This is a genomic window from Streptomyces sp. H27-C3, from assembly GCF_030063415.1.
Classification (GTDB): domain Bacteria; phylum Actinomycetota; class Actinomycetes; order Streptomycetales; family Streptomycetaceae; genus Streptomyces.
In genome coordinates, this window is the sequence record NZ_JASITA010000014.1 from 156,262 (window position 1) to 179,543 (window position 23,282).

At 68.8% G+C, this 23,282-nt stretch carries 23 protein-coding genes and 1 pseudogene; 19 read left to right on the forward strand and 5 right to left on the reverse strand.

Annotated features, from left to right (window positions below):
* Together QMK30_RS16620 and QMK30_RS16625 are read left to right on the forward strand one after the other, a co-directional pair.
* Entirely contained in the window at positions 1–153 is a 153-nt protein-coding gene (locus QMK30_RS16620; protein WP_283518836.1) for a hypothetical protein, read from the forward strand.
* Positions 154–608: 455 nt separating this feature from the next.
* The gene (locus QMK30_RS16625; RefSeq protein ID WP_283518892.1) at positions 609–2,612 is read left to right on the forward strand and encodes a recombinase family protein; all 2,004 of its coding nucleotides are present in this window, start codon (positions 609–611) and stop codon (positions 2,610–2,612) included.
* Here the strand turns inward: QMK30_RS16625 and QMK30_RS16630 are convergent.
* A pseudogene (locus QMK30_RS16630) lies at positions 2,561–3,178 on the reverse strand (MFS transporter); the annotation flags it as partial. The gene QMK30_RS16625 and the pseudogene QMK30_RS16630 sit on opposite strands and share 52 nt — an antisense overlap.
* A 105-nt stretch (positions 3,179–3,283) precedes the next feature.
* On the opposite strand from QMK30_RS16630, the gene QMK30_RS16635 reads away from it, so the two are divergent.
* On the forward strand, positions 3,284–4,423 hold the full coding sequence (locus QMK30_RS16635; protein ID WP_283518838.1) for a ferrochelatase: 1,140 nt from the start codon (positions 3,284–3,286) through the stop codon (positions 4,421–4,423).
* 63 nt (positions 4,424–4,486) lie between these two features.
* Positions 4,487–5,287 (forward strand): inositol monophosphatase family protein, encoded by an 801-nt coding sequence (locus tag QMK30_RS16640; RefSeq protein ID WP_283518840.1) that lies wholly within the window; start codon positions 4,487–4,489, stop codon positions 5,285–5,287.
* Between the two features lie 427 nt (positions 5,288–5,714).
* On the opposite strand, the gene QMK30_RS16645 is transcribed toward QMK30_RS16640, so the two are convergent.
* The gene (locus QMK30_RS16645) at positions 5,715–5,888 is read right to left on the reverse strand and encodes a hypothetical protein (RefSeq protein ID WP_283518842.1); all 174 of its coding nucleotides are present in this window, start codon (positions 5,886–5,888) and stop codon (positions 5,715–5,717) included.
* Positions 5,889–6,229: 341 nt separating this feature from the next.
* Here QMK30_RS16645 and QMK30_RS16650 point away from each other — a divergent pair, with 341 nt between their 5' ends.
* The 4 genes from QMK30_RS16650 to QMK30_RS16665 all read left to right on the forward strand — a co-directional run bounded on the left by QMK30_RS16650 (position 6,230) and on the right by QMK30_RS16665 (position 9,674).
* On the forward strand, positions 6,230–6,883 hold the full coding sequence (locus QMK30_RS16650; RefSeq protein WP_283518844.1) for a response regulator transcription factor: 654 nt from the start codon (positions 6,230–6,232) through the stop codon (positions 6,881–6,883).
* 6 nt (positions 6,884–6,889) lie between these two features.
* The gene (locus QMK30_RS16655; RefSeq protein ID WP_283518846.1) at positions 6,890–8,122 is read left to right on the forward strand and encodes a sensor histidine kinase; all 1,233 of its coding nucleotides are present in this window, start codon (positions 6,890–6,892) and stop codon (positions 8,120–8,122) included.
* A gap of 388 nt (positions 8,123–8,510) precedes the next feature.
* Complete coding sequence (locus QMK30_RS16660) at positions 8,511–8,807, forward strand: DUF4193 domain-containing protein (protein ID WP_214929381.1); 297 nt, start codon at positions 8,511–8,513, stop codon at positions 8,805–8,807.
* A gap of 12 nt (positions 8,808–8,819) precedes the next feature.
* A complete protein-coding gene (locus QMK30_RS16665) occupies positions 8,820–9,674 on the forward strand; it encodes a hypothetical protein (RefSeq protein ID WP_283518850.1) in 855 nt (284 codons plus the stop codon).
* Here QMK30_RS16665 and QMK30_RS16670 read toward each other — a convergent pair.
* Positions 9,671–10,129 carry a DUF3093 domain-containing protein gene (locus QMK30_RS16670; RefSeq protein WP_283518852.1) on the reverse strand — a complete coding sequence of 153 codons (459 nt, stop codon included), beginning with the start codon at positions 10,127–10,129 and terminating at the stop codon, positions 9,671–9,673. The two genes, QMK30_RS16665 and QMK30_RS16670, sit on opposite strands and share 4 nt — an antisense overlap.
* 136 nt (positions 10,130–10,265) lie before the next feature.
* Here QMK30_RS16670 and QMK30_RS16675 point away from each other — a divergent pair, with 136 nt between their 5' ends.
* From QMK30_RS16675 to QMK30_RS16725, 11 genes are all read left to right on the forward strand, one after another.
* Entirely contained in the window at positions 10,266–10,808 is a 543-nt protein-coding gene (locus QMK30_RS16675) for a PaaI family thioesterase (protein ID WP_283518893.1), read from the forward strand.
* The gene (gene dut / locus QMK30_RS16680; RefSeq protein ID WP_283518854.1) at positions 10,805–11,320 is read left to right on the forward strand and encodes a dUTP diphosphatase; all 516 of its coding nucleotides are present in this window, start codon (positions 10,805–10,807) and stop codon (positions 11,318–11,320) included. The genes QMK30_RS16675 and dut overlap by 4 nt, the downstream gene beginning before the upstream one ends.
* A gap of 1 nt (position 11,321) precedes the next feature.
* Positions 11,322–12,092, forward strand: coding sequence for a DUF3710 domain-containing protein (locus tag QMK30_RS16685; protein ID WP_283518856.1), 771 nt, complete (start codon positions 11,322–11,324; stop codon positions 12,090–12,092).
* A 311-nt stretch (positions 12,093–12,403) separates the two neighbouring features.
* Positions 12,404–12,493: a K(+)-transporting ATPase subunit F gene (kdpF, locus tag QMK30_RS16690; protein WP_283518858.1), complete on the forward strand. Its 90-nt coding sequence runs from the start codon at positions 12,404–12,406 to the stop codon at positions 12,491–12,493.
* 8 nt (positions 12,494–12,501) lie between these two features.
* Positions 12,502–14,166 (forward strand): potassium-transporting ATPase subunit KdpA, encoded by a 1,665-nt coding sequence (gene kdpA, locus QMK30_RS16695; protein WP_283518860.1) that lies wholly within the window; start codon positions 12,502–12,504, stop codon positions 14,164–14,166.
* Entirely contained in the window at positions 14,163–16,265 is a 2,103-nt protein-coding gene (kdpB, locus tag QMK30_RS16700) for a potassium-transporting ATPase subunit KdpB (RefSeq protein ID WP_283518861.1), read from the forward strand. Before kdpA ends, kdpB begins: the two co-directional genes overlap by 4 nt.
* A 4-nt stretch (positions 16,266–16,269) precedes the next feature.
* Positions 16,270–16,938, forward strand: coding sequence for a potassium-transporting ATPase subunit C (locus tag QMK30_RS16705; RefSeq protein WP_283518863.1), 669 nt, complete (start codon positions 16,270–16,272; stop codon positions 16,936–16,938).
* 219 nt (positions 16,939–17,157) lie between these two features.
* On the forward strand, positions 17,158–19,701 hold the full coding sequence (locus QMK30_RS16710; protein ID WP_283518864.1) for a DUF4118 domain-containing protein: 2,544 nt from the start codon (positions 17,158–17,160) through the stop codon (positions 19,699–19,701).
* Positions 19,702–19,765: 64 nt separating this feature from the next.
* Positions 19,766–20,449 (forward strand): response regulator, encoded by a 684-nt coding sequence (locus tag QMK30_RS16715; RefSeq protein WP_283518895.1) that lies wholly within the window; start codon positions 19,766–19,768, stop codon positions 20,447–20,449.
* 33 nt (positions 20,450–20,482) lie between these two features.
* Positions 20,483–20,881, forward strand: coding sequence for an OB-fold nucleic acid binding domain-containing protein (locus QMK30_RS16720; protein ID WP_283518865.1), 399 nt, complete (start codon positions 20,483–20,485; stop codon positions 20,879–20,881).
* Between the two features lie 3 nt (positions 20,882–20,884).
* On the forward strand, positions 20,885–21,625 hold the full coding sequence (locus tag QMK30_RS16725; RefSeq protein ID WP_283518866.1) for a DUF3159 domain-containing protein: 741 nt from the start codon (positions 20,885–20,887) through the stop codon (positions 21,623–21,625).
* 80 nt (positions 21,626–21,705) lie between these two features.
* Here QMK30_RS16725 and QMK30_RS16730 read toward each other — a convergent pair whose 3' ends face one another.
* Positions 21,706–22,383: a potassium channel family protein gene (locus tag QMK30_RS16730; protein ID WP_283518868.1), complete on the reverse strand. Its 678-nt coding sequence runs from the start codon at positions 22,381–22,383 to the stop codon at positions 21,706–21,708.
* Positions 22,383–23,051 (reverse strand): potassium channel family protein, encoded by a 669-nt coding sequence (locus tag QMK30_RS16735; protein ID WP_283518869.1) that lies wholly within the window; start codon positions 23,049–23,051, stop codon positions 22,383–22,385. Before QMK30_RS16735 ends, QMK30_RS16730 begins: the two co-directional genes overlap by 1 nt.
* Between the last annotated feature and the right edge of the window lie 231 nt (positions 23,052–23,282).

The following is a 23,282-nucleotide window of genomic DNA, read 5'->3' on the forward strand; positions in this document are numbered from 1 at the left end:
ATGCCGACTAACTACGCAACTGACACCGAAGCCTGGAACCACACTCGTGAGGACGACGAGCCGAACGAGCAGCCCTGCCCCCGCTGCCGAGGCCGGTACCCGAAGATCGACGCCTGCATCGAGTGCGAGGGCAACGGCACAGTTCTCGTTTGAAGGCGTTGCCATTCCGCAACTCTGAGTAGTAACTCCTGCTTGGGACAACGGCACCGGTCCGGTGATCGGATGACACTCCCCAGCGATGAGGAGCCTCCCAAGTGCAGGAAGAGCGCTACGCCCAAGTTGTCCCGCTTCGCCCGCAGCGACAAGGCATCGAAACCCAGTGGCGCACCGATGAGCTGCCGCCGAGTCACTGGGGACGCCTCCTGGAGATCCTCTTCGCCCCTGACGCAGAAGCAGACGAGCAGTCAGCAGCCTAGCTACGTAACGGTTTACGACCGCACTCAGCTCAGAACGACCGTAGACTGTGCCCACACAGAACGGCCCCCACAGTGCGGATACACCGTGGGGGCCAGTCACACCAGCCACGAAAAGGACCTGATGTGAGCACTCAGTCAACCATGCCTGCGCCCACCCTCGCCAGCGCCATCGACCTGGCCAGGGCTAGCGGGATGCACCCAGAAGTCGTACGAGTCGGGCTGTACCTCCGGGTCTCAACACAAGATCAGCTACTCGGCTACGGCCTCCAGGTACAAGACGAAGAGAACCACGCCTACGTCGGCAACAAGTCAGGACTCAACTGGGTCGTAGTCGACATCTACCGCGACGAAGGCGAATCAGGAGCCTCCGAAACTCGTGGGGAGATGCTCCGCCTCGAAGCTGACGTCAAAGCAGGAAAACTCGATGTCGTCGTAGTTCACCGCTTCGACCGAATCGGCCGCACCGGCAAAGCCTTCTGGCGCTGGGTATGGGCCATTCAAGACGCTGGTGCCGCCCTGGTCTCCGTGACCCAGGAGATCGACACCACAACCACCATGGGAACGATGGCGCTTCAGCAGTACGCCTCCTTCTCAGAGATGGAATGGCGCACGATCAAGGAGCGCACGGTACGCGGCATCAACTACAAGGCAAGTCGCGGGGGCTGGCCCTCGGGTCAACCCCCCTACGGCTACCGACTCGAAGGCAAGGGCCAGCGCGGGTCATACGTCATGGCTGACCCTGGTGAGTCCCGCGTCTTGAAGCTTGCCGGAGTCTTCATCGTCGACCTCGGAATGTCCTGCCCAAAGGCCGCCACGGTCCTAAACGCGCTGGGCTACCGCACCCGCAACGGCAAGCGCTGGACTGGCGACAACCTCCGCTCCATCCTCCAGGGGAACAGCCTCCTCGGCCGCGTCATCTTCCGAAACCCGGACCGCAAGGGACAAACGAAGAATTCCCTGGTCGTCGACCGCAACGGAAACCCCACTCTCGGTCCTACCTACGAAATCCCCCTCCCTCCGATCGGTATCCCAGCCGAACGCCGGATGGCCATCCGCGCGACACTGTCCACCACAGCCAAGAAGAAGACGCTGAGCGGACACACCTACTTCCTCTCCGGCCGCGTCTTCGGCAAGTGCAGCAAGCACTACACCGGAGGCTTCGTCAGCGCCACGCAGACCTCCAGCTATCGGTGCAGCGGGCGCCGTAGTAAGGGCGGCTGCTCTGACGGTTACTACCCTGCCACCGACATTGAGCACCTCGTGTGGGCCGAGATCGTCGGCGTCCTCGGGGACCGGAACATGCTCACCCGCCTCGCTGAGGAATGGGCTGGAGCAACAATCGACGACACCGAGGACTACGAAACGCGCGTCAGGGACTTGACCAAGCAGATCGACGAGAAGGTCAACCTAGTAACCGTCAAGCTCGTCGAATATGCGGAAGCCGGAGTAGACGCCGTCGTCGTCGCCGCTGCTCAGAAGAAGATGAAGGAGGACATCGAAGAGCTGACCAAGCAGCGCAACATCGCTGCTGATCGGCTCGAAGAGATCTCCGAAGTAGCAGAGCGGAAGCAAAATGTACTGGCCCTTGCCGACATGGCGGCAGACCGGCTGATGGACCTTTCCCCAGCGCGTAAGGCCGAGGTCGCTGACTTGCTGGATATCAGGGTTGAGATCACCGAAGAGGCGACACGAATGCGCACTTCGTACGTCTGCCCGGGGGAGGAGTACTTCAAGGCGTCGGGCCGCATGGTGCCCGACGCACTCAGCGACCGCCAGTGGGACCGACTGGTAGAGGCGTTCCCGAAACTCAGCGGGGACAGGAGGGTCGACTCCCGCAGGGTCATTGACGCCATGTTCACCAAGATCCGAGCCGGAGTCTCCTGGGCCGAGCTGGACGCCTCGCCCGGAACGCCCTACTGGCGAACGGTGTCCAACACGCTCAAGAGGTGGGTGGAGTCAGGCTTCCTCGAAGCTCTCCTGGACGCCCTGGGGCCTTACAGCGGCACGCAGGCGCCAGCGGCCCCTCACCTTCCTTCGATGCGCCTGACAGGCGTCCTGGACCCCCGTGTAGGGGCAGTGACGGTGGGCGGCGAGGGCAACCCTCACGCCGCTACTGGATTTGCGACAGTCCTCGCACCTACAGGAACCGACTCCCAGGAGTACGCGGTGTGCAGCTCGCGCGGGGACCCGCGGTAGATCTCGGCCCAGCGCGCCCTGACCATCGAGCCGACGCTCGGCACACAGCCGGCGCCCGCCGCGAAGACGAACAGGGTCCAGTCGGGCAGCCCCAGCTGGGCGCAGATCAACAGGCCCGCGACCGCCGCGACCGCGACCAGGGTGACCGGCCGCAGCACCCGCCGCTGCCCGTACCGGTCGACGTACTGGGAGATCCGCGGCCCCACCACGGCCGCCGCCATCGCGAGGGTGGCCGCGAGGGCGCCCGCGAGCCCGTACCTGCCGGTGAGCTGGGAAATCATCGTCACAATGCCGATGCCCATCATGGACAGCGGCATCCGGCCGAAGAAGCCGGCCGTGGAGAAAGCGAGGGCGCCGGGGGCCGCGAAAATCGCGCGATAGGGACTGGGCAAGAGGCGCTCCGGTAAGGCATGGAGATGGGCGGTACAGCTTACGACCTCGGGGGCAAAAGCGCGCGCTCCCGACGTCCTGCGACTCCGCCTCCGGCGTTGTCGTCGGTCGACGACGCTCCGCGGCGCCTCCCTCCTCCGCCTTGGACGCGAAGCCGCAGGACGCCGCTCGCTGATCCACGCCCCATTGCCCCCGAGGTCGTTACGGCCGGGAAACCGTGCGTCGCGCCGTGACGGGTGTCGGGTGCGGGTCCTTCAGACGCGAGTGGCAGGATCGGTCACATGCCCGATCAGCCTGACGCAGCCCCTTACGACGCCCTGTTGCTGCTCTCCTTCGGCGGCCCCGAAGGCCCGGACGACGTGGTTCCGTTCCTTGAGAACGTCACCCGCGGCCGGGGCATCCCCAAGGAGAGGCTCAAGGAGGTGGGGCAGCACTACTTCCTTTTCGGCGGGGTCAGCCCGATCAACGAGCAGAACCGCCTCCTGCTCGACACCCTCCGCAAGGACTTCGCCGAGCACGGTCTGGACGGCCCGGACGGGGTGCCGATCTACTGGGGCAACCGCAACTGGGCGCCCTATCTGACCGACACCCTGCGCGAGATGGTCACCGACGGCCGCCGCCGCATCGCCGTTCTCGCCACGAGCGCGTACGCCTCGTACTCCGGCTGCCGTCAGTACCGGGAGAACCTCGCCGACGCGCTCGCGACGCTGGACGCGGAGGGTCTGGAGCTGCCGCGCGTCGACAAGCTGCGGCACTACTTCAACCACCCGGGATTCGTACGGCCGATGGTCGACGGCGTCCTGAAGTCCCTGGCCGAGCTGGACGAGGGTGTACGGGCCGGGGCGCACCTCGCTTTCACGACGCACTCCATCCCGACCGCGGCCGCCGACACCTCGGGCCCGGCCGACGGGCACGGCGACGGTGGCGCGTACGTCGCACAGCACCTGGACATCGCCCGGCTCATCGCCGACACGGTCCGCGAGCAGACGGGCACCGAGCACCCCTGGCAACTCGTCTACCAGTCGCGCAGCGGCGCCCCGCACATCCCGTGGCTGGAGCCCGACATCTGCGACCACATCGAGGATCTGCACGCCGCGGGCGCGCCCGCCGTCGTCATGGTGCCCATCGGCTTCGTCTCGGACCACATGGAGGTCCTGTACGACCTGGACACCGAGGCCACCGCCAAGGCGGCCGAACTGGGCCTGCCCGCCGCCAGATCCGCGACCGTCGGCTCCGACCCGCGCTTCGCGGCGGCCGTCCGCGATCTGCTGCTGGAGCGCGCGGCGGCCGAGCGGGGGCGCGCGGCGGAGCGCTGCGCGCTGGGGACGCTCGGGGCGAGCCACGACGTCTGTACCGTCGGCTGCTGCCCGGCCAGGGCCCCCAGACCCGCCGCCGCGGGCGTCGACAGCCCGTACGTGTAGGCCGACCGCCCGTCCCCGCAGGGCGACACCCCGTAGGCGCCCGTCCGCACCCCGAGGAGAGCCGTGACCGACCCGCTCCTGCCCGAGCTGCTCGAACTCGCCCTGGAGGCCGCACGCCGGGCCGGGGCGCTGCTGCGTGACGGCCGCCCCGCCGACCTGGGTGTGGCCGCCACCAAGTCGAGTCCCATCGACATCGTCACCGAGATGGACATCGCCGCCGAGAAGCTGATCACCGGCTTCCTCGCCGAACACCGGCCCGACGACGGGGTCCTGGGGGAGGAGGGCGCGGCCACCGAGGGCAGCAGCGGGATCCGCTGGGTCATCGACCCGCTCGACGGCACGGTCAACTACCTGTACGGGCTGCCGACCTGGGCCGTTTCCATCGCGGCCGAGCGGGACGGCGAGACGGTGGTGGGGGTCGTCGAGGCGCCGATGCGCCGCGAGACCTACCGGGCGGTGCTCGGCGGCGGTGCGTACGCCAACGACGTGGCCCTGCGGTGCCGGCCCGCGCCGCCGCTCGACGAGGCGCTGGTCTCGACGGGCTTCAACTACGTCGCCACGGTCCGCACGCACCAGGCGGATGTCGCCCAGCGACTGATTCCCCGGCTGCGGGACATCCGGCGCAGCGGCTCGGCGGCGATCGACCTGAGCGATGTCGCGGCGGGCCGGCTGGACGGCTACTACGAGCGCGGGCTCAGCCCTTGGGACCTCGCTGCGGGGGATCTGATCGCTCGGGAGGCGGGGGCTTTGACGGGAGGCCGGCCGGGACGGGTCCCCTCGGGAGAGCTGACGATCGCGGCCTCGCCCGGGGTCTTCGAGCCGCTCCAGGCGCTGCTTGAGGACTTCGGGGCGTGGCACGACTAGAAGGCCGATGAAGATCTTGCTCCGGCCGCCCGGATCACCCCGGATTGCCAGTAAATGTCAATCCCGTCGAACTGGTGTAATGCGGGCGTGATTTTAAGATCTTCAGGACACTCCCAGGGGGTGTTCGGCCGATGTCCGTGAGTGAGGGAGCGGGGTCTGGTGGGTGGAGCCGCAGGGCGGAGGAGGGAGTCGACGCGGAGCGTCGGCGACCGACGGCAACGCCGCGGATGTGCGTGCGGACCCCGCGACGCCACGGAGACCGGCCGGACACCCCTGAGGCGGGTCGCCTGCGGCGGGCTTGTCCCCTGCCCGCCCCTTCCCTCAACCGGGGCTCCGCCCCGGACCCCGGTCCTCAAACGCCGGACGGCTGAAGGCGCGAAAGGACCCCGCCCCTTCACACCGGCGCGGGGTCCTTCGTTGTACGGGGTCAGGCGGTCGCGGCGCCGACCTGCACGCCGTGCTCCGCCGCGAGTCGGTGCAGATCGTCCAGCTCTGCCTGCTCGACCTCCGCCAGGAAGTCGTCGCCGGCCTCGCGAGCCAGCGTGAGGTCCGATTCCGTGGCCTCTATGCGCTGCAGAAGGCCTGCGGTGAAAGCGTCCATGGGTGCGCCCCCTCGTCATGGGTCGGTGGCACGGGGGTGTGCCGAGGGTGATGGATCACATGCGCCCTCCGCCACTCCCTCTGGGGGACAGAGCGGGTTGTGGCGTGCCACGCACAGGGCGTGATCGTGGGGTGTGCAGTCGTCCTCCCCATGGCTGGGCTCAGGAAAACCTCAACCGGCCCGGGAATCGCGCAGGCCCCGTCGGGGCCCGCCACGGGCCTGGCGCCCTCCGTCCCGACCTACTGCCTTACCGCCGGTTTATGGCCGAAAGGGGCAGGATGGCAGCGCACAGCCAATGGCACAGACCTGCCCCGCAAGGGGCTCAGAGGAAGGACAGCGACGTGCGCGTACTCGTCGTCGAGGACGAGCAACTGCTCGCCGATGCGGTGGCCACCGGACTTCGCCGGGAGGCTATGGCCGTCGACGTCGTGTACGACGGGGCGGCCGCCCTGGAACGTATCGGGGTCAACGACTACGACGTCGTCGTACTCGACCGGGACCTCCCGCTCGTGCACGGTGACGACGTCTGCCGGAAGATCGTCGAGCTGGGCATGCCCACCCGAGTCCTGATGCTCACCGCCTCCGGTGACGTCAGCGACCGCGTGGAGGGTCTGGAGATCGGCGCGGACGACTACCTGCCCAAGCCCTTCGCCTTCAGCGAGCTGACCGCGCGGGTACGGGCCCTGGGGCGTCGTACGACCGTCGCGCTGCCGCCCGTCCTGGAGCGCTCCGGCATCAAGCTCGACCCCAACCGCCGCGAGATCCACCGCGACGGCCATGAGATCCAGCTGGCGCCGAAGGAGTTCGCGGTGCTCGAAGTCCTGATGCGCAGCGAGGGCGCCGTCGTCTCCGCCGAGCAACTCCTGGAGAAGGCGTGGGACGAGAACACCGACCCGTTCACCAACGTCGTGCGCGTCACGGTGATGACGCTGCGCCGCAAGCTCGGTGAGCCGCCCGTCATCGTCACCGTGCCCGGCTCCGGCTACCGGATCTGACGCCCGGTGGCCGCGAGCCCGGCGCCTCCGGCAGCGCCGCCCAAACCGACCTGGGACCCCAGGGGGCAGGACCCCGCGTTCCCCTGGGTGCGCCCGACCATCCGGATACGGCTCACGCTGCTCTACGGCGGCATGTTCCTGATCGCCGGCATCCTGCTGCTCTCCATCATCTATCTGCTCGCCGCGCAGGCCCTCGCGGTGGGCAGCGACCTGCCCTTCAAGATCGTGAGCGGCCAGGTCAAGAGCACGGTGTGCGCCCTGCCCGACAGTGCGACGCCCGACCAGTTCAACGCGGCGATGAACGCCTGCGTCAACGACCAGCGCCAGCACGCCCTCGACCAGCTGCTCACCCGCTCGCTGCTGGCCCTCCTGGGGCTCAGCGTCATCGCCTTCGCCTTCGGGTACGCGATGGCGGGCCGCGTCCTGTCGCCGCTCGGGAGGATCACCCGTACCGCCCGCAGGGTCGCGGGTACTGACCTGTCCCGCCGCATCGAGCTCGACGGCCCCGACGACGAGCTCAAGGAGCTCTCCGACACCTTCGACGAGATGCTCGACCGCCTGGAGCGGGCGTTCACCGCCCAGCAGCGGTTCGTCGGGAACGCCTCGCACGAGCTGCGTACGCCGCTCGCCATCAACCGGACCCTGCTGGAGGTCCACCTCTCCGACCCGGGGGCGCCCGCGGAGCTCCAGCAGCTCGGCAAGACGCTGCTGGCCACCAACGAGCGCAGTGAGCAGCTCGTGGAGGGCCTGCTGCTGCTCGCCCGCAGCGAGAACCAGATCGTCGAGCGCAAGCCCGTGGATCTCGCCGAGGTCGCTTCGCGCGCCATCGACCAGGCGCGCGCCGAGGCGGAGGCCAAGGGCGTGGAGATCCGCGGGGAGCGTGAGCCCGCGGTCGTCCAGGGCAATGGCGTCCTGCTGGAGCGGATCGCCCTCAACCTCGTACAGAACGCCGTGCGCTACAACGTCCCCGGGGAAGGCTGGGTCGAGGTGACCACCGACATCGAGCACGGCCAGGCACTCCTGGTCGTATCGAACACGGGTCCAGTGGTTCCCGCGTACGAGATTGACAACCTCTTTGAGCCGTTCACACGCCTGCGTACGGAGCGGACCGGCAGTGACAAGGGTGTGGGCCTCGGCCTGTCCATCGCTCGCAGCGTCGCGAGGGCCCACGGAGGCCGTATCATCGCGGAGCCTCGCGAGGGCGGTGGCCTCGTCATGCGTGTCACCCTTCCGGTCTGAGACGTTCGCGATGCTGTTTCCTGTTCGCTTTGCGCGGAATTTTCGGGACTCGTTCCCGGACGATTCGTGTGTGATCGATCACAGGGGCAAATTTCAGGCCATCCACTCTCCGTCATCACGAAATCCCAGGCAAACCCGGAAAAGTCCGGGTTTCCTAGGGGTGAGATCACGGGAAGTACACGGGGTGGCGCCCGTGAAGTGCGACATTCGGACCGTGTACGGTCCCGATCGCCATCCAAACCGATCGCTCGGCACGAGCTCGGTTGGGTGTCGATTGAGTAACAGACCTTGATGTGAGGCAAAATCTCCGCTTCAGGTCGGGCACAAGTCCGGCCTCTCACGCGTTACGGCGCTGAGACACCGCAACCACCCAGAGGGGGAGAGCGACATGGCAACGGATTACGACACCCCACGCAAGACCGATGACGACGTCGACCAGGACAGCCTTGAAGAGCTCAAGGCTCGTCGTAGCGACAAGACCGCATCGGCCGTTGACGTGGATGAATTCGAGGCGGCGGAAGGGCTTGAACTGCCCGGTGCCGACCTCTCCAACGAAGAGCTCGCCGTACGGGTCCTGCCCAAGCAGGCCGACGAGTTCACCTGCATGAGCTGCTTCCTCGTGCATCACCGCAGCCAGCTGGCCAGGGAGAAGAACGGCCAGCCGATCTGCCGCGACTGCGACTAGGTCGGGTCGGCCGTGGCAGGCGCGACACCGTCCTGGAAGAAGCGCCTCCGGCGGAAGGATTCTCCGGAGGCGCCGCACGACGTGAGCGCGGCCGTCGGCGCACGTGACGACGAGCGGGGCCTGCCGGCCTCGCTCGAAGAAGCGGAAGGGCCCTCAGCGCGGGCCCGGCGCCTGGCGGCGGTCAGGCAGGGCGTACGGAAGGGCGGCGAGAGCGCGAAGGCCGGGATCGGTCATCTCGCCGACCGGCTCGTGGAGCTGGCGCCGCGTGTTCCCGTACGCGATCTGGCGACGCTGCAGAAGCACTTTCCGGGCCTCGGTCCGGAGCAGCTCGCCGACAAGCTGGTGGCCGGTGCGGCCAACGGCACCTCCACGGTGGGCGCGGGTATCGGAGCGGCCGCGATGCTGCCCGTGCCGCCGGCGATGCCGGCCGAGCTGGCGGCCGAGATCACCGGCGTCGCCGCGATCGAGCTGAAGCTCATCGCGGAGCTGCACGAGGTCTACGGCATGCGCCCGCACGGCGGGCTCAAGGACCGCAGTACCGCGTATCTGAACTCCTGGTCCCAGGAGCGGGGTATCGACGTGACCAAGCCGGCCACGTTCAACGCGGCCATGGGCGGCCAGATGAAGCGCCAGCTGCGCCAGCAGATCATGAAGCGCACGGTCCGCAACCTGCCGAACCTGATGCCCTTCATGGTGGGCGCGGCCGTCGGTGCCGTGATGAACCGGCGCGACACCAGAAAGCTCGCCGACCGGATTCGCGACGACCTGCGCAGAACGCAGATCCCCTGGGACGCCCTGCGTGAGCTGCCTCCGCTGGAGCAGCCCGTCATCGAGCCGCAGCCCGGCCGCAAGGAGCTGGAGGGCTAGGGGGCGCGTACGGCGGTGAGCGCCGCCGCCAGGGCCTCGGGGTCGCGCGTCGAGAGGTACAGATACGGCGTCGGGTCCTGCGGGTCGGTGACCTCGACACGCAGCGCCGTCGGGATGTAGCTGCGCAGCAGCATGTGGGCGCGCGTATCGGCCTTGTGCGACCGCCAGGCGCGGGCCTCTTCGGGGTCGAGCACCTGAGCGTCGCCCAGGGCGGAGAGCGGGATACGGGCGTCGCCCGCGATCAGCGCGTCCGCGACGACCCGGATGCGCGGAGAGCCGTACGAGCTCACCGCGACAGCGGCCAGTGCGCCACCGCCGATCAGACCGGCGAGCAGCGGCAGCGGGCCGAGCGGCAGCAGCATCAGTGCGAACGCGACCCCGACCAGTGCGGCGATGCCCCACCAGGAACGGGGGGCGGTCAGGCGTTCTGTGTACCGCGGGGCGGAAGGCTGCATGAAACCAAGCTTGGCACGGCGCGACCTGCCGGTAGCCGCGCGGGTAAGGTCAGCGCCTGTGAGTACTGAGAACTCCCGGGGGAAGACCCCCGGATCCCGGGCCGGATCTGCGGCGCTGACGCCGCCGGCCGAGGCCATAGCCCCGGTCAGGCATCCTGACGCCCCACCGCCCGGAGAACTGCTCGGCGCGCACTACGAGCACTGTTTCGGCTGCGGCGACGGTCAGCCGCACGGCCTGCACCTTCAGGCGCGGGCGGCGCAAGGTGTGCGCGTCACGGCCGAGTTCATGGTCAAGGCCGCCCACCAGGGCGCGCCGGGCTTGGCGCACGGCGGGGTACTGGCCACCGCACTCGACGAGACGCTCGGCTCGCTGAACTGGCTGCTGCGGGTGATCGCGGTGACCGGCAGGCTGGAGACCGACTTCGTACGCCCGGTACCGGTGGACACCCTGCTGCATTTCGACGCCGAGGTGACCGCGGTGCACGGCCGCAAGATCTACTCCACGGCGACCGGCCGGATCGGCGGCCCCGACGGGCCCGTCGCGGTCCGCGCCGACGCCCTCTTCATCGAAGTCAAGGTCGACCATTTCATCGACAACGGACGCCCGGAGGAGATCCGGGCGGCGATGGCCGACCCCGACCAGGTCAGGCGCGCTCGCGCCTTCGAGGTGAACCCATGACCCGTAACCCTGTCGACGTACTGATTCGCCTGGTCGACCCCGAGGTGCCGATCCCTTCGTACGGACATCCGGGCGACGCGGGCGCAGATCTGGTCACCACCGAGGCGGTCGAGCTGGCTCCGGGGGAAAGAGCGGTACTGCCCACCGGGGTGTCTGTCGCGCTCCCCGACGGGTACGCGGCCTTCGTGCACCCGCGATCCGGTCTTGCCGCCCGCTGTGGAGTCGCCCTCGTGAATGCCCCGGGGACGGTGGATGCCGGGTACCGTGGGGAAATCAAGGTGATCGTGGTGAATCTCGACCCGCGCGAAAGCGTGCGGTTCGAGCGCTTCGACCGGATTGCCCAACTGGTCGTCCAGCAGGTCGAGAAGGTGCGCTTCCATGAGGTCGCGGAGCTTCCCGGCTCGGCGCGGGCCGAGGGGGGCTTCGGGTCCACCGGTGGCCATGCCGCGGTGGACGGCTCAACGGGTGGGAATCGATACGCATCGGTCGTATCCGACCGGGAAGGACAGTGACGTGTTCGGACGTCGCAAGAAGAGCGAATCCGCCGATGGCACGGCGGGCGAGGCCGAGCAGGTCGGCGATGAAGTCGAGACCCGTGAGGTCGCGGACGGCGAAGGCGGCACGCGCAGGGTGAACCTGCCGCCGAAGCCCCGCCCCGACGGTCCCTGGGACGTGTCGGAGGTCCACGAGCCCGGCGATGGCCGGGTGGACCTGGGCGGCATCTTCGTGCCCGGAGTAGAGGGCATGGAGCTGCGGGTCGAGGTCGCGGGTGACGCGATCGTCGCGGCGACGGTCGTGCTGAGCGACAGTGCCGTGCAGCTGCAGGCCTTCGCCGCACCCAAGAAGGAAGGCATCTGGGGTGAGGTCCGCGAGGAGATCGCCTCGGGCATCACCCAGCAGGGCGGTGTCATCGACGAGGTCGAGGGCCCGCTGGGCTGGGAGCTGCGGGCCCAGGTGCCCGTGCAGCTTCCGGACGGCACCGGCGGCGTACAGCTGGTGCGGTTCATCGGTATCGACGGGCCGCGCTGGTTCCTGCGCGGAGTGATCTCCGGGCAGGGTGCCGTGCAGCCGCAGGCCGCCGGTGTGCTGGAGCAGATCTTCCGGGACACCGTGGTCGTACGGGGCGAGGGGCCGATGGCGCCGCGCGACCCGATCGTCCTCAAGCTGCCCGAGGATGCCCAGATGGTGCCCGAGGGCGTACAGCAGGAGGAGCAGGAAGGGTCCCGCTTCTCCGGTGGCATGGGACAGCTGCAGCGCGGTCCCGAGATCACCGAGGTGCGCTGAGGCGCCGAACGCTGACCTGAAATCGCTGTGGCCGGTGGGCCGTACTCCCTCGTTCGGAGTGCGGCCCACCGGCGTTTTCGCAGGTCGGCGCGGGTCAGGCCGGGTAGTCGTAAGGAAGCCGTCAAGGGGACGCCAATGGCCGTAAGGGAGGTGTCAACGGAAGGCGAATCGGCACCGTGACGAGGTTTCCTCAAGAGGTCCGAACATCCAGATCTCATCTAGGAGCACACGATGGCCGACCTGGCCTTCGTCGTCACCACGATCGCGGTCTTCGCGCTGGTGGCTCTCATCGCCAAGGGGGTGGCGAAGCTGTGAACGCCGAGAACATCGTCGGCCTCGCCGTGGCCGTCAGCCTCCTGGGATACCTGATCCTCGCCCTTGTGTACCCGGAGAGGTTCTGAGCCCCGTTATGAGCCCCGTCCTCGCTGGTGTGCTCCAGTTGCTCGCGCTGTTCGTGGCGCTGGGTCTGGCATACCGTCCGCTCGGCGACTACATGGCCGGCGTCTACAGCTCGACGAAGCACCTGCGCGTCGAGAAGTGGATATACAAGGTCATCGGCGCCAACCCGACCGCCGAGATGCGATGGCCCGCGTACCTGCGCGGCGTCCTCGCCTTCTCCGCCGTCAGCGTCCTCTTCCTCTACCTGCTGCAGCGCATCCAGGGCAGCCTGCCCGGATCGCTCGGCTTCTCCTCCATCGACCCGGACCAGGCGTTCAACACCGCCGCGTCGTTCGTCGCAAATACCAACTGGCAGTCGTACTACGGCGAGCAGGCCATGGGCCACGTCGTGCAGACCGGCGGCCTGGCGGTGCAGAACTTCGTCTCGGCGGCCGTCGGCATCGCCGTCGCCATCGCGCTGGTACGCGGCTTCGCCCGCTCCCGCACCGGTGAGCTCGGCAACTTCTGGTCCGACCTGGTGCGCGGCACGGTCCGCATCCTGATCCCCATCGCGGTGATCGGCGCGATCCTGCTGGTCGCCTGCGGCGCCATCCAGAACTTCGCCGGGATCCACGAGGTCGGCCAGTTCTCCGGCGGCACCCAGCAGTGGAACGGCGGCGCCGTCGCCTCCCAGGAGGCGATCAAGGAGCTGGGCACCAACGGCGGCGGTTACTTCAACGCCAACTCGGCCCACCCCTTCGAGAACCCCAACCCGCTGTCGAACCTGCTTGAGATCTTCCTGATCCTCGTCATCCCGTTCGCGCTGACCCGTACCTTCGGCCGGATGGTCGGCAGCGTCCGGCAGGGCTACGCGATCCTCGGCACGATGGTGACGATCTGGCTCGGCTTCACCGCTCTGATGATGTGGACCGAGTTCCACCACGGCGGGCCGGCCTTCGACCTCGCGGGCGGCGCGATGGAGGGCAAGGAGACCCGGTTCGGCATCGGCGGCTCGTCGATCTTCGCGGTGGCCACCACGCTCACCTCGACCGGCGCGGTCAACTCCTTCCACTCCTCGTACACCGGCTTCGGCGGCGGCATCACGATGCTGGGCATGCAACTCGGCGAGATCGCACCCGGCGGCGTGGGCTCCGGCCTCTACGGCATGCTGATCATGGCGGTCATCGCGGTGTTCATCGCGGGCCTCATGGTCGGCCGTACGCCGGAGTACCTCGGCAAGAAGATCGGCACCCGCCAGATCAAGTTCGCCGCCTGCTACATCCTGATCACCCCGGCGCTGGTGCTCTGCTTCACCGCCGCGGCGATGGCCCTGGACACCCCGGGCAACTCGATGACCAACTCGGGCGCGCACGGCTTCTCCGAGATCCTGTACGCGTACACCTCGGGGGCCAACAACAACGGCTCGGCCTTCGCGGGACTGAACGCGGACACGCAGTGGTTCAACAGCACCATCGGCCTGGTGATGCTGCTCGGCCGTTTCCTCCCGATGGTCTTCGTCCTGGCGCTCGCCGGATCGCTCGCCGAACAGACGCCGGTCCCCGCGACCGCGGGCACCCTGCGCACCGAGAAGCCGCTCTTCACCGGGCTGCTGGCCGGCACGATCATGATCATCGCCGGTCTGACCTACTTCCCGGCGCTCGCGCTGGGTCCGCTCGCCGAAGGGCTCGCGTCATGAGCACCAACACTGTGACCCGGGCACCGCACCCGGACCTGCCCACCGGGCACAAGCCCGAGGCCGACGGCCGCGTCGGCGCGGGTCTCTTCGACCCCAAGCAGCTGGTCAAGTCCTTCCCGGACGCGCTACGCAAGCTCGATCCGCGGGTGATGATCAAGTCGCCGGTGATGTTCGTGGTGCTGATCGGCTCCGTGCTGACCACGGTCTACGCGATTCTGGACCCCACCGACTGGTTCGGCTGGGCGATCACCGCCTGGCTGTGGCTGACCACGATCTTCGCCAACCTCGCGGAGGCGGTCGCCGAGGGGCGCGGCAAGGCCCAGGCCGAGACGCTGCGCAAGGCCAAGACCGACACGGTCGCGCGACGCGTCGTCGGTGTGAACGAGGAACGGGTGCCGGGCGCGGAGCTGCGCATCGGTGACCTGGTCGTCTGCGAGGCCGGCGACATCATCCCGGGCGACGGTGACGTCGTCGAGGGTGTCGCTTCGGTCGACGAGTCGGCCATCACCGGCGAATCGGCCCCCGTCATCCGCGAGTCCGGCGGCGACCGCTCGGCGGTCACCGGCGGTACGAAGGTGCTCTCCGACCGCATCGTCGTCAAGATCATGACGAAGCCGGGGGAGACCTTCATCGACCGGATGATCAACCTGGTCGAGGGCGCGGCCCGGCAGAAGACGCCCAACGAGATCGCGCTGAACATCCTGCTCGCCTCGCTGACGATCATCTTCCTGCTCGCGGTGGTCACGCTCCAGCCGTTCGCGATCTACGCGGACGCCGAGCAGCCGATGATCGTGCTGGTCGCGCTGCTGGTCTGTCTGATCCCGACGACCATCGGCGCCCTGCTCTCCGCGATCGGCATCGCCGGCATGGACCGGCTGGTACAGCGCAACGTGCTGGCGATGTCCGGCCGCGCCGTCGAGGCCGCAGGGGACATCTCCACACTGCTGCTCGACAAGACCGGCACCATCACCCTCGGCAACCGGCAGGCCGCCGAGTTCCTCCCGGTCGAGGGCGTCACGGACACCGAACTCGCGGACGCCGCCCAGCTGTCCTCGCTGGCCGACGAGACGCCCGAGGGGCGCTCCGTCGTCGTACTGGCCAAGGAGAAGTACGCGCTGCGCGAGCGCCTTCAGGGCGAACTCGTCGACGCCGAGTGGGTCGCCTTCACCGCGCAGACCCGGATGTCGGGCGTGGACGTGGCCGGGCGCAAGGTCCGCAAGGGCGCGACCGGATCGGTCGTGGCCTGGGTCAAGGAGCGGGGCGGCAGCGTCTCCGGGGACGCGCAGGCGCTCACCGACCGGATCTCGCAGGCAGGCGGCACACCGCTGCTGGTGGCGCTGGAGGACGAGCACGGAGCGCGCGTACTGGGCGTCATCCACCTCAAGGACGTCGTCAAGGAGGGCATGCGGGAGCGGTTCGACGAGCTGCGCCGGATGGGCATCAGGACCGTCATGATCACGGGTGACAACCCGCTCACCGCCAAGGCGATCGCGGACGAGGCGGGCGTCGACGACTTCCTCTCGGAGGCGACTCCCGAGGACAAGATGGCGCTCATCAAGCGCGAGCAGGCCGGCGGCAAGCTCGTGGCGATGACGGGCGACGGTACGAACGACGCCCCCGCGCTGGCGCAGGCGGACGTCGGCGTGGCCATGAACACCGGCACCTCGGCCGCGAAGGAGGCCGGGAACATGGTGGACCTGGACTCCAACCCGACCAAGCTCATCGAGATCGTCGAGATCGGCAAGCAGCTCCTGATCACCCGGGGGGCGTTGACGACGTTCTCGATCGCCAACGACGTCGCGAAGTACTTCGCGATCATCCCGGCCATGTTCGCGGTGGTCTACCCGGGCCTGGACAAGCTCAACATCATGGACCTGTCCTCGCCCAGGTCCGCGATCCTGTCCGCCGTCGTCTTCAACGCGCTGATCATCGTCGCGCTGGTGCCGCTGGCCCTGAAGGGCGTGCGCTACCGCCCCATGAGCGCGGACCGGATGCTGCGCCGCAACCTCGCGGTGTACGGACTGGGCGGGCTGATCGCCCCGTTCGTCGGCATCAAGATCATCGACCTGCTCATCTCCCTCATTCCTGGCATCGGGTGACGTCATGAACAACCAACTGGGCAACACCGCACGGCTGCTCGGAGCAGCGCTGCGTGCCCTCCTCGTCCTGACCGTCGTCTGCGGAGTCGTCTACCCGCTCGCCGTCACCGGCGTCGCGCAGGCCGTCTTCCCAGGCAAGGCGAACGGGTCCGAGGTCAGCAGCGAGGGCAAGGTCGTCGGCTCCGAGCTGATCGGGCAGCGCTACGACCTGCCGCTGAAGAAGGGGCAGGAGACGCCGGACCCCGACCTCAAGTGGTTCCAGCCGCGCCCGTCCAACGGTCTCGGCGCCAACAGCGTCAATACGCAGTACAAGCTCATCCTGTCCGGCGCGACCAACCGCTCGGGAGACAACGAAGAGCTGATCCAGTGGGTCAAGGACGCCCAGGCCGCCGTCGTCAAGGACAACTCGGTGGGTGACTACCGGGTCAAGCCGTCCGACGTACCCGCCGAGGCCGTCACCTCGTCGGGCTCCGGCCTCGACCCGCACATCTCGCCCGCGTACGCACAGCTCCAGGTGCACCGCGTGGCCGAGAAGAACGCCCTCGACGTCAAGCGGGTCGACAAGCTGGTCGAGGAGCACACCGACGGCCGGACCCTCGGCTTCGTCGGTGAGCCCCGGGTGAACGTCCTGCAGCTCAACATCGCCCTCAAGGAGCTCGTCGCCATGGGCTGACACCCCGGCCTCGCTTCCTCGCGGCCCGCAGTGATCCGTCTCGTACGGACCATCGCGGGCCGTTTGTCCTGTACCCGCCGGGTAGTGGCGGCGCCCATCAGAATCGCGTCAAGGTGCTGCTCAGAGACCACCCCCGCCCGTTTTGCCGGATTCCGGGGATGTAGCTTCGAAGCAGCCGCCCCATCGGGCCGCAGCGGATTTCTGAAAGACAATGAGGCCATGGGACGCGGCAAGCTTCGGATCTACCTCGGTGCGGCTCCCGGCGTGGGCAAGACGTACGCCATGCTCTCCGAGGCCCACCGGCGCGTCGAGCGGGGCACCGACTGCGTCGTCGCCTTCGTCGAGCACCACGGCCGCCCGCGCACCGAAGTCATGCTGCACGGCCTGGAGCAGATCCAGCGCCGCAAGATCGACCACCGGGGCGCCGCCTTCACCGAAATGGACGTCGACGCCGTCCTGGAACGCCGCCCGGCCGTCGCCCTCGTCGACGAGCTGGCCCACACCAACGTCCCCGGATCGCGCAACGCCAAGCGCTGGCAGGACATCGAAGAGCTCCTGCAGGCCGGCATCGACGTCATCTCCACGGTCAACATCCAGCACCTGGAGTCACTCGGTGACGTCGTCGAGTCGATAACCGGCGTACGGCAGCGGGAGACCGTCCCCGACGAGGTCGTCAGGCGCGCCGACCAGATCGAACTGGTCGACATGTCGCCCCAGGCGCTGCGCCGCCGGATGGCCCACGGCAACATCTACAAGCCCGACAAGCTCGACGCCGCCCTGTCGAACTACTTCCGCCCCGGCAACCTCACCGCACTGCGCGAACTCGCCCTCCTGTGGGTCGCCGACCGGGTCGACGAATACCTCCAGCAGTACCGCGGCGAGCACAACATCCGCTCCACCTGGCAGGCCCGCGAGCGCATCGTCGTGGGCCTCACCGGCGGACCCGAGGGTCGTACCCTCATCCGCCGCGCCTCACGGATGGCAGCCAAGGGCTCGGGCAGCGAGATCCTCGCTGTCTACATCGCCCGCAGCGACGGCCTCACCTCGGCCTCGCCCAAGGAACTGGCCGTACAGCGGACCCTCGTCGAGGACCTCGGCGGCACCTTCCACCACGTCATAGGCGACGACGTGCCGAACGCGCTGCTGGAGTTCGCCCGCGGGGTCAACGCCACCCAGATCGTGTTGGGCTCCAGCCGCCGCAAGACCTGGCAGTACATGTTCGGTCCCGGCGTCGGCGTCACCGTCGCCCGCGACTCCGGGCCCGACCTGGACGTCCACATCGTCACCCACGGCGAGGTGGCCAAGGGCCGCGGTCTGCCCGTCGCCCGCGGCGCACGCCTGGGCCGCGGGCGGATCATCTGGGGCTGGCTGGTCGGCGTGGCCGCCCCCGTGCTGCTCTCGCTGCTGCTCACCGGCATGGAGAACGGTCCCGGCCTCGCCAACGACGTCCTGCTCTTCCTCTTCCTGACGGTCGCCGCGGCCCTGCTCGGCGGACTGCGGCCCGCGCTCGCCTCGGCCGCCGTCGGCTCGCTGCTGCTGAACTACTACTTCACGCCGCCCACCCACACGCTGACGATCAGCGACCCGAAGAACATCGTCGCCATCGTGATCTTCTTCGCGGTGGCCGTCGCGGTCGCCTCCGTGGTGGACCTGGCGGCCCGGCGCACCCACCAGGCGGCCAGGCTGCGCGCCGAGTCGGAAATCCTCTCGTTCCTCGCCGGCAGTGTGCTGCGCGGCGAGACGACCCTGGACGCCCTGCTGGAGCGGGTACGCGAGACCTTCGCCATGGAGTCCGTGGCGCTGCTGGAGCGCACGAGCGACATCGAGCCCTGGACCTGCGCGGGCAGCGTCGGCCCCAAGCCGCTGGGCCGCCCCGAGGACGCCGACGTGGACATGCCCGTCGGCGACAACATGGCGCTCGCCCTGTCCGGCCGCGTCCTGCCCGCCGAGGACCGCCGGGTGCTCGCCGCGTTCGCCGCCCAGGCCGCCGTCGTACTCGACCGACAGCGCCTGGTCGGGCAGGCGGAGGACGCCCGCAGATCCGCCGAGGGCAACCGCATCCGCACCGCCCTGCTCGCCGCCGTCAGCCACGACCTGCGCACCCCCCTCGCCTCCATCAAGGCCGCCGTGACGTCGCTGCGCTCCGACGACGTCGCCTGGTCCGACGAGGACGAGGCCGAGCTGCTCGCGGGCATCGAGGAGGGCGCCGACCGGCTCGACGCCCTCGTCGGCAACCTCCTCGACATGTCCCGCCTCCAGACCGGCACCGTAACTCCGCTGATCCGCGAGACCGACCTCGACGAGGTGGTCCCGATGGCGCTGGTCGGCGTCCCCGGTGAAAGCGTTCACCTGGACATCCCGGAGTCGCTGCCGATGGTGGCCGTCGACCGGGGGCTCCTGGAGCGCGCCGTCGCCAATATCGTCGAGAACGCCGTCAAGTACAGCCCGGACGCCACCCCCGTCAGCGTCGCCGCGAGCGCCCTGGGCGCACGCGTCGAGCTGCGGGTGACGGACCGCGGCCCAGGCGTCCCCGACGACGGCAAGGAGCGGATATTCGAGCCGTTCCAGCGCTACGGCGACGCCCCGCGCGGCTCCGGGGTGGGCCTCGGCCTCGCCGTCGCCCGCGGCTTCGTCGAGTCCATGGGCGGCACTCTCACCGCCGAGGACACCCCCGGCGGCGGCATGACCATGGTCCTCACCCTCAAGGCGGTCGCCGGACACACTCCGGCACGCCCCGACCTCCCCGCCCAGGTGACCTCGTGACCGTTTCCCGTACGCCGTGCGGATCCCCGACAGCCCTTACGCCCCGCAGAAAGGCAGGCCCCCGATGACCCGGGTGCTGGTGGTCGACGACGAGCCGCAGATCGTTCGCGCCCTCGTGATCAATCTGAAGGCGCGCAAGTACGAGGTGGACGCGGCCCACGACGGAGCGACCGCGCTCCAGCTCGCCGCCGCCCGGCACCCCGACGTGATCGTCCTGGACCTCGGGCTGCCCGACATGGACGGCGTCGACGTGATCAAGGGGCTGCGCGGCTGGACCCGCGTGCCGATCCTCGTGCTGTCCGCACGCCACACATCCGACGAGAAGGTCGAGGCGCTGGACGCCGGGGCCGACGACTACGTCACCAAGCCCTTCGGCATGGACGAGCTGCTGGCCAGGCTGCGCGCCTCGGTCCGCAGGGCGGAGCCGGTGGGTACCGCCGAGGGCGACGTGATCATCGAAATGGACGACTTCACCGTCGACCTGGCCGCGAAGAAGGTCCACCGCGACGGCCGCGACGTACGGCTGACCCCCACCGAGTGGCACCTGCTCGAAGTGCTCGTACGCAACACCGGCCGCCTGGTCAGTCAGAAACAGCTCCTCCAGGAGGTCTGGGGGCCCTCCTACGGCACGGAGACCAACTATCTGCGGGTCTACATGGCCCAGCTGCGCCGCAAGCTGGAGGCCGACCCCTCGCACCCCAGGCACTTCGTCACCGAGCCCGGAATGGGATACCGCTTCGAGCGGTGATCCGTGCGGCCCACTCCCCGGTACGCTTCTGGTATGAGTGCCGTACCTCGTTCGGAGAAGCCTGCCGGCCGGTTCCGCCGCATGTTCGACCGGCTGTCCACCTCGCAGGACGATCTGCACTCCGCGGAGCTGCAGGAGGACGCCCAGGCCGCGGGGTGCTCACGCATCTGCGACTGCGACGACCGCCAGATCGTCAAAGTGACTGGTACGTTGCGCACGGTCACCCTGCGCCCGCGGTCCGGCGTGCCCGCCCTGGAGGCGGAGCTGTTCGACGGCACCGCGCCCCTGGATGTGGTGTGGCTCGGCCGGCGGTCCATCGTGGGCATAGAACCGGGACGCAGGCTCATAGCCTCGGGCCGGATATCCATGAGTCACGGACGTCGTGTGCTGTTCAACCCCAAATACGAACTCCGACCGCTCGGACAGGAGTAGCCGGTGACGTCTCTCGACAAGCCGACCACCACGGATCAAGACAGCAGCGAGGCCGAAGCCGCGAAAGCCGTCACGGAGGCCGCACTGTTCGAGGCCTTCGGCGGGGTCAGAGGCATGGTGGAAACCGTGCTTCCCGGCCTGTTGTTCGTGACCATCTTCACGATCGACAAGGACCTGCACGTCTCGGCCATCGCCGCCCTCGGGGTGTCCCTGCTGCTCGTCGCCGTACGGCTGGTCCGCCGGGACACCGTCAAGCACGCCTTCAGCGGGGTCTTCGGCGTCGCTTTCGGTGTCGTCTTCGCGATGATGACCGGCAATGCCAAGGACTTCTACCTGCCCGGCATGATCTACACGCTTGGCCTGGCCGTCGCGTACATCGGCACCACGCTCGCCGGTGTCCCGCTGATCGGCCTGATCCTCGGCCCGGTCTTCAAGGAGAACCTCTCCTGGCGCACCAGGAACCCGGGCCGCAAGAAGGCGTACGCCAAGGCGAGCTACGCCTGGGGGCTGATCCTGCTGGCCAAGTGCGCGATCCTCTTCCCGCTCTACTGGTGGGCCGACACCGCGCAGCTCGGCTGGGTGCTCGTCTCGCTGAAGATCCCGCCGTTCCTCCTCGCGGTCTATCTGACCTGGGTCTTCCTGGCGAAGGCGCCGGCGCCGATCGACGTGTTCGCCGAGATGGAGGCGAAGGAGCAGGCAGAGAAGGAGCGCAAGGCGGCCCAGACGCGGAGCAGCGAAGCCTGATCGCCCGTACGTGAACGAGGTGGGGCCCGGAACCTGGTCGGTTCCGGGCCCCACCTGCGTATCTACGTGCGGGGAATGTGTCAGCCCGACGCGTCCAGCTTGCGGACCGAAAGCAGGTCCTCCAGCTGCTCCTCGCGCGCCTGCGCCGCCACGAACAGCAGCTCGTCGCCCGGCTCCAGGGTCTCCTCCGGGGTCGGAGTGAGCACGCGCGTACCGCGGATGATGGTGACCAGCGAGGTGTCCTCGGGCCATGCCACATCGCTGACCTGCGTGCCCGCCAGCGCCGACTCGGGCGGCAGGGTCAGCTCGACGAGGTTGGCGTCGCCGTGGCTGAAGCGCAGCAGCCGTACGAGATCACCGACGCTCACCGCCTCCTCGACCAGTGCCGACATCAGGCGCGGCGTGGAGACCGCGACATCGACACCCCAGGACTCGTTGAACAGCCACTCGTTCTTGGGGTTGTTGACGCGGGCGACGACCCGCGGCACCCCGTACTCGGTCTTGGCGAGCAGCGAGACGACCAGGTTGACCTTGTCGTCACCGGTCGCCGCGATCGCCACGTTGCAGCGCTGGAGCGCCGCCTCGTCCAGCGAGGTGATCTCGCAGGCGTCGGCCAGCAGCCATTCGGCGAGCGGCACCCGCTCCACCGAGATGGCGGTCGGCGCCTTGTCGATCAGGAGCACCTCGTGCCCGTTCTCCAGCAGCTCGGCCGCGATGGAACGTCCCACCGCTCCGGCCCCGGCAATAGCGACCCGCATCACTGACCGCCTTCTTCGGGACCCTGCGCGCAGGCGCCCTCGACCTTCGCGATGTCCTCGGTGTGCATCATGACGTGCACCAGATCGCCCTCCTGCAGCACGGTCTGAGAGGTCGGCAGAATCGCCTCGCCCAGCCGGGTGAGGAACGCGACACGTACGCCGGTCTCCTCCTGCAGCTTGCTGATCTTGTGGCCGATCCAGGCGGGCGAGGTGTGCACCTCGGCGAGCTGCACACCGCCGCTCGGGTCGCGCCACAGCGGCTCGGCCCCGGACGGCAGCAGCCGCCGCAGCATCTGGTCGGCGGTCCAGCGGACCGTGGCGACGGTGGGGATGCCCAGGCGCTGGTAGACCTCGGCGCGACGCGGGTCGTAGATACGGGCCGCGACGTTCTCGATGGCGAACATCTCGCGGGCCACCCGGGCGGCGATGATGTTGGAATTGTCACCGCTGCTCACCGCGGCGAACGCACCGGCTTCCTCGATGCCCGCCTCGCGGAGGGTGTCCTGGTCGAAGCCGACCCCGTTGACACGGCGGCCACCGAACCCGGAGCCCAGACGGCGGAAGGCCGTGGGGTCCTGGTCGATCACGGCGACCGTGTGCCCCTGTTGCTCCAGGGTCTGCGCGAGTGCGGCTCCCACTCGTCCACAGCCCATGATGACGACGTGCATCGTCCCGTTACCCCGCACTCCTGGTCGCCCGGCTGACCTGCACAAACACCCTGTTCACATCTTCCTTCTCGGCTCACCGGGGTGGTGCGGGGCAGAAGTGCCCAACAGTGCCCCGCCCCTGTCTCGGTCCACCGTAGCGGCAACTCCGAACGGGCCATCGACCACGCCGTCCATCCCGGTGGAATTCGGGCGCGACGGACGGCGGGAGAAGGACAGCGACAGGAGATTCCG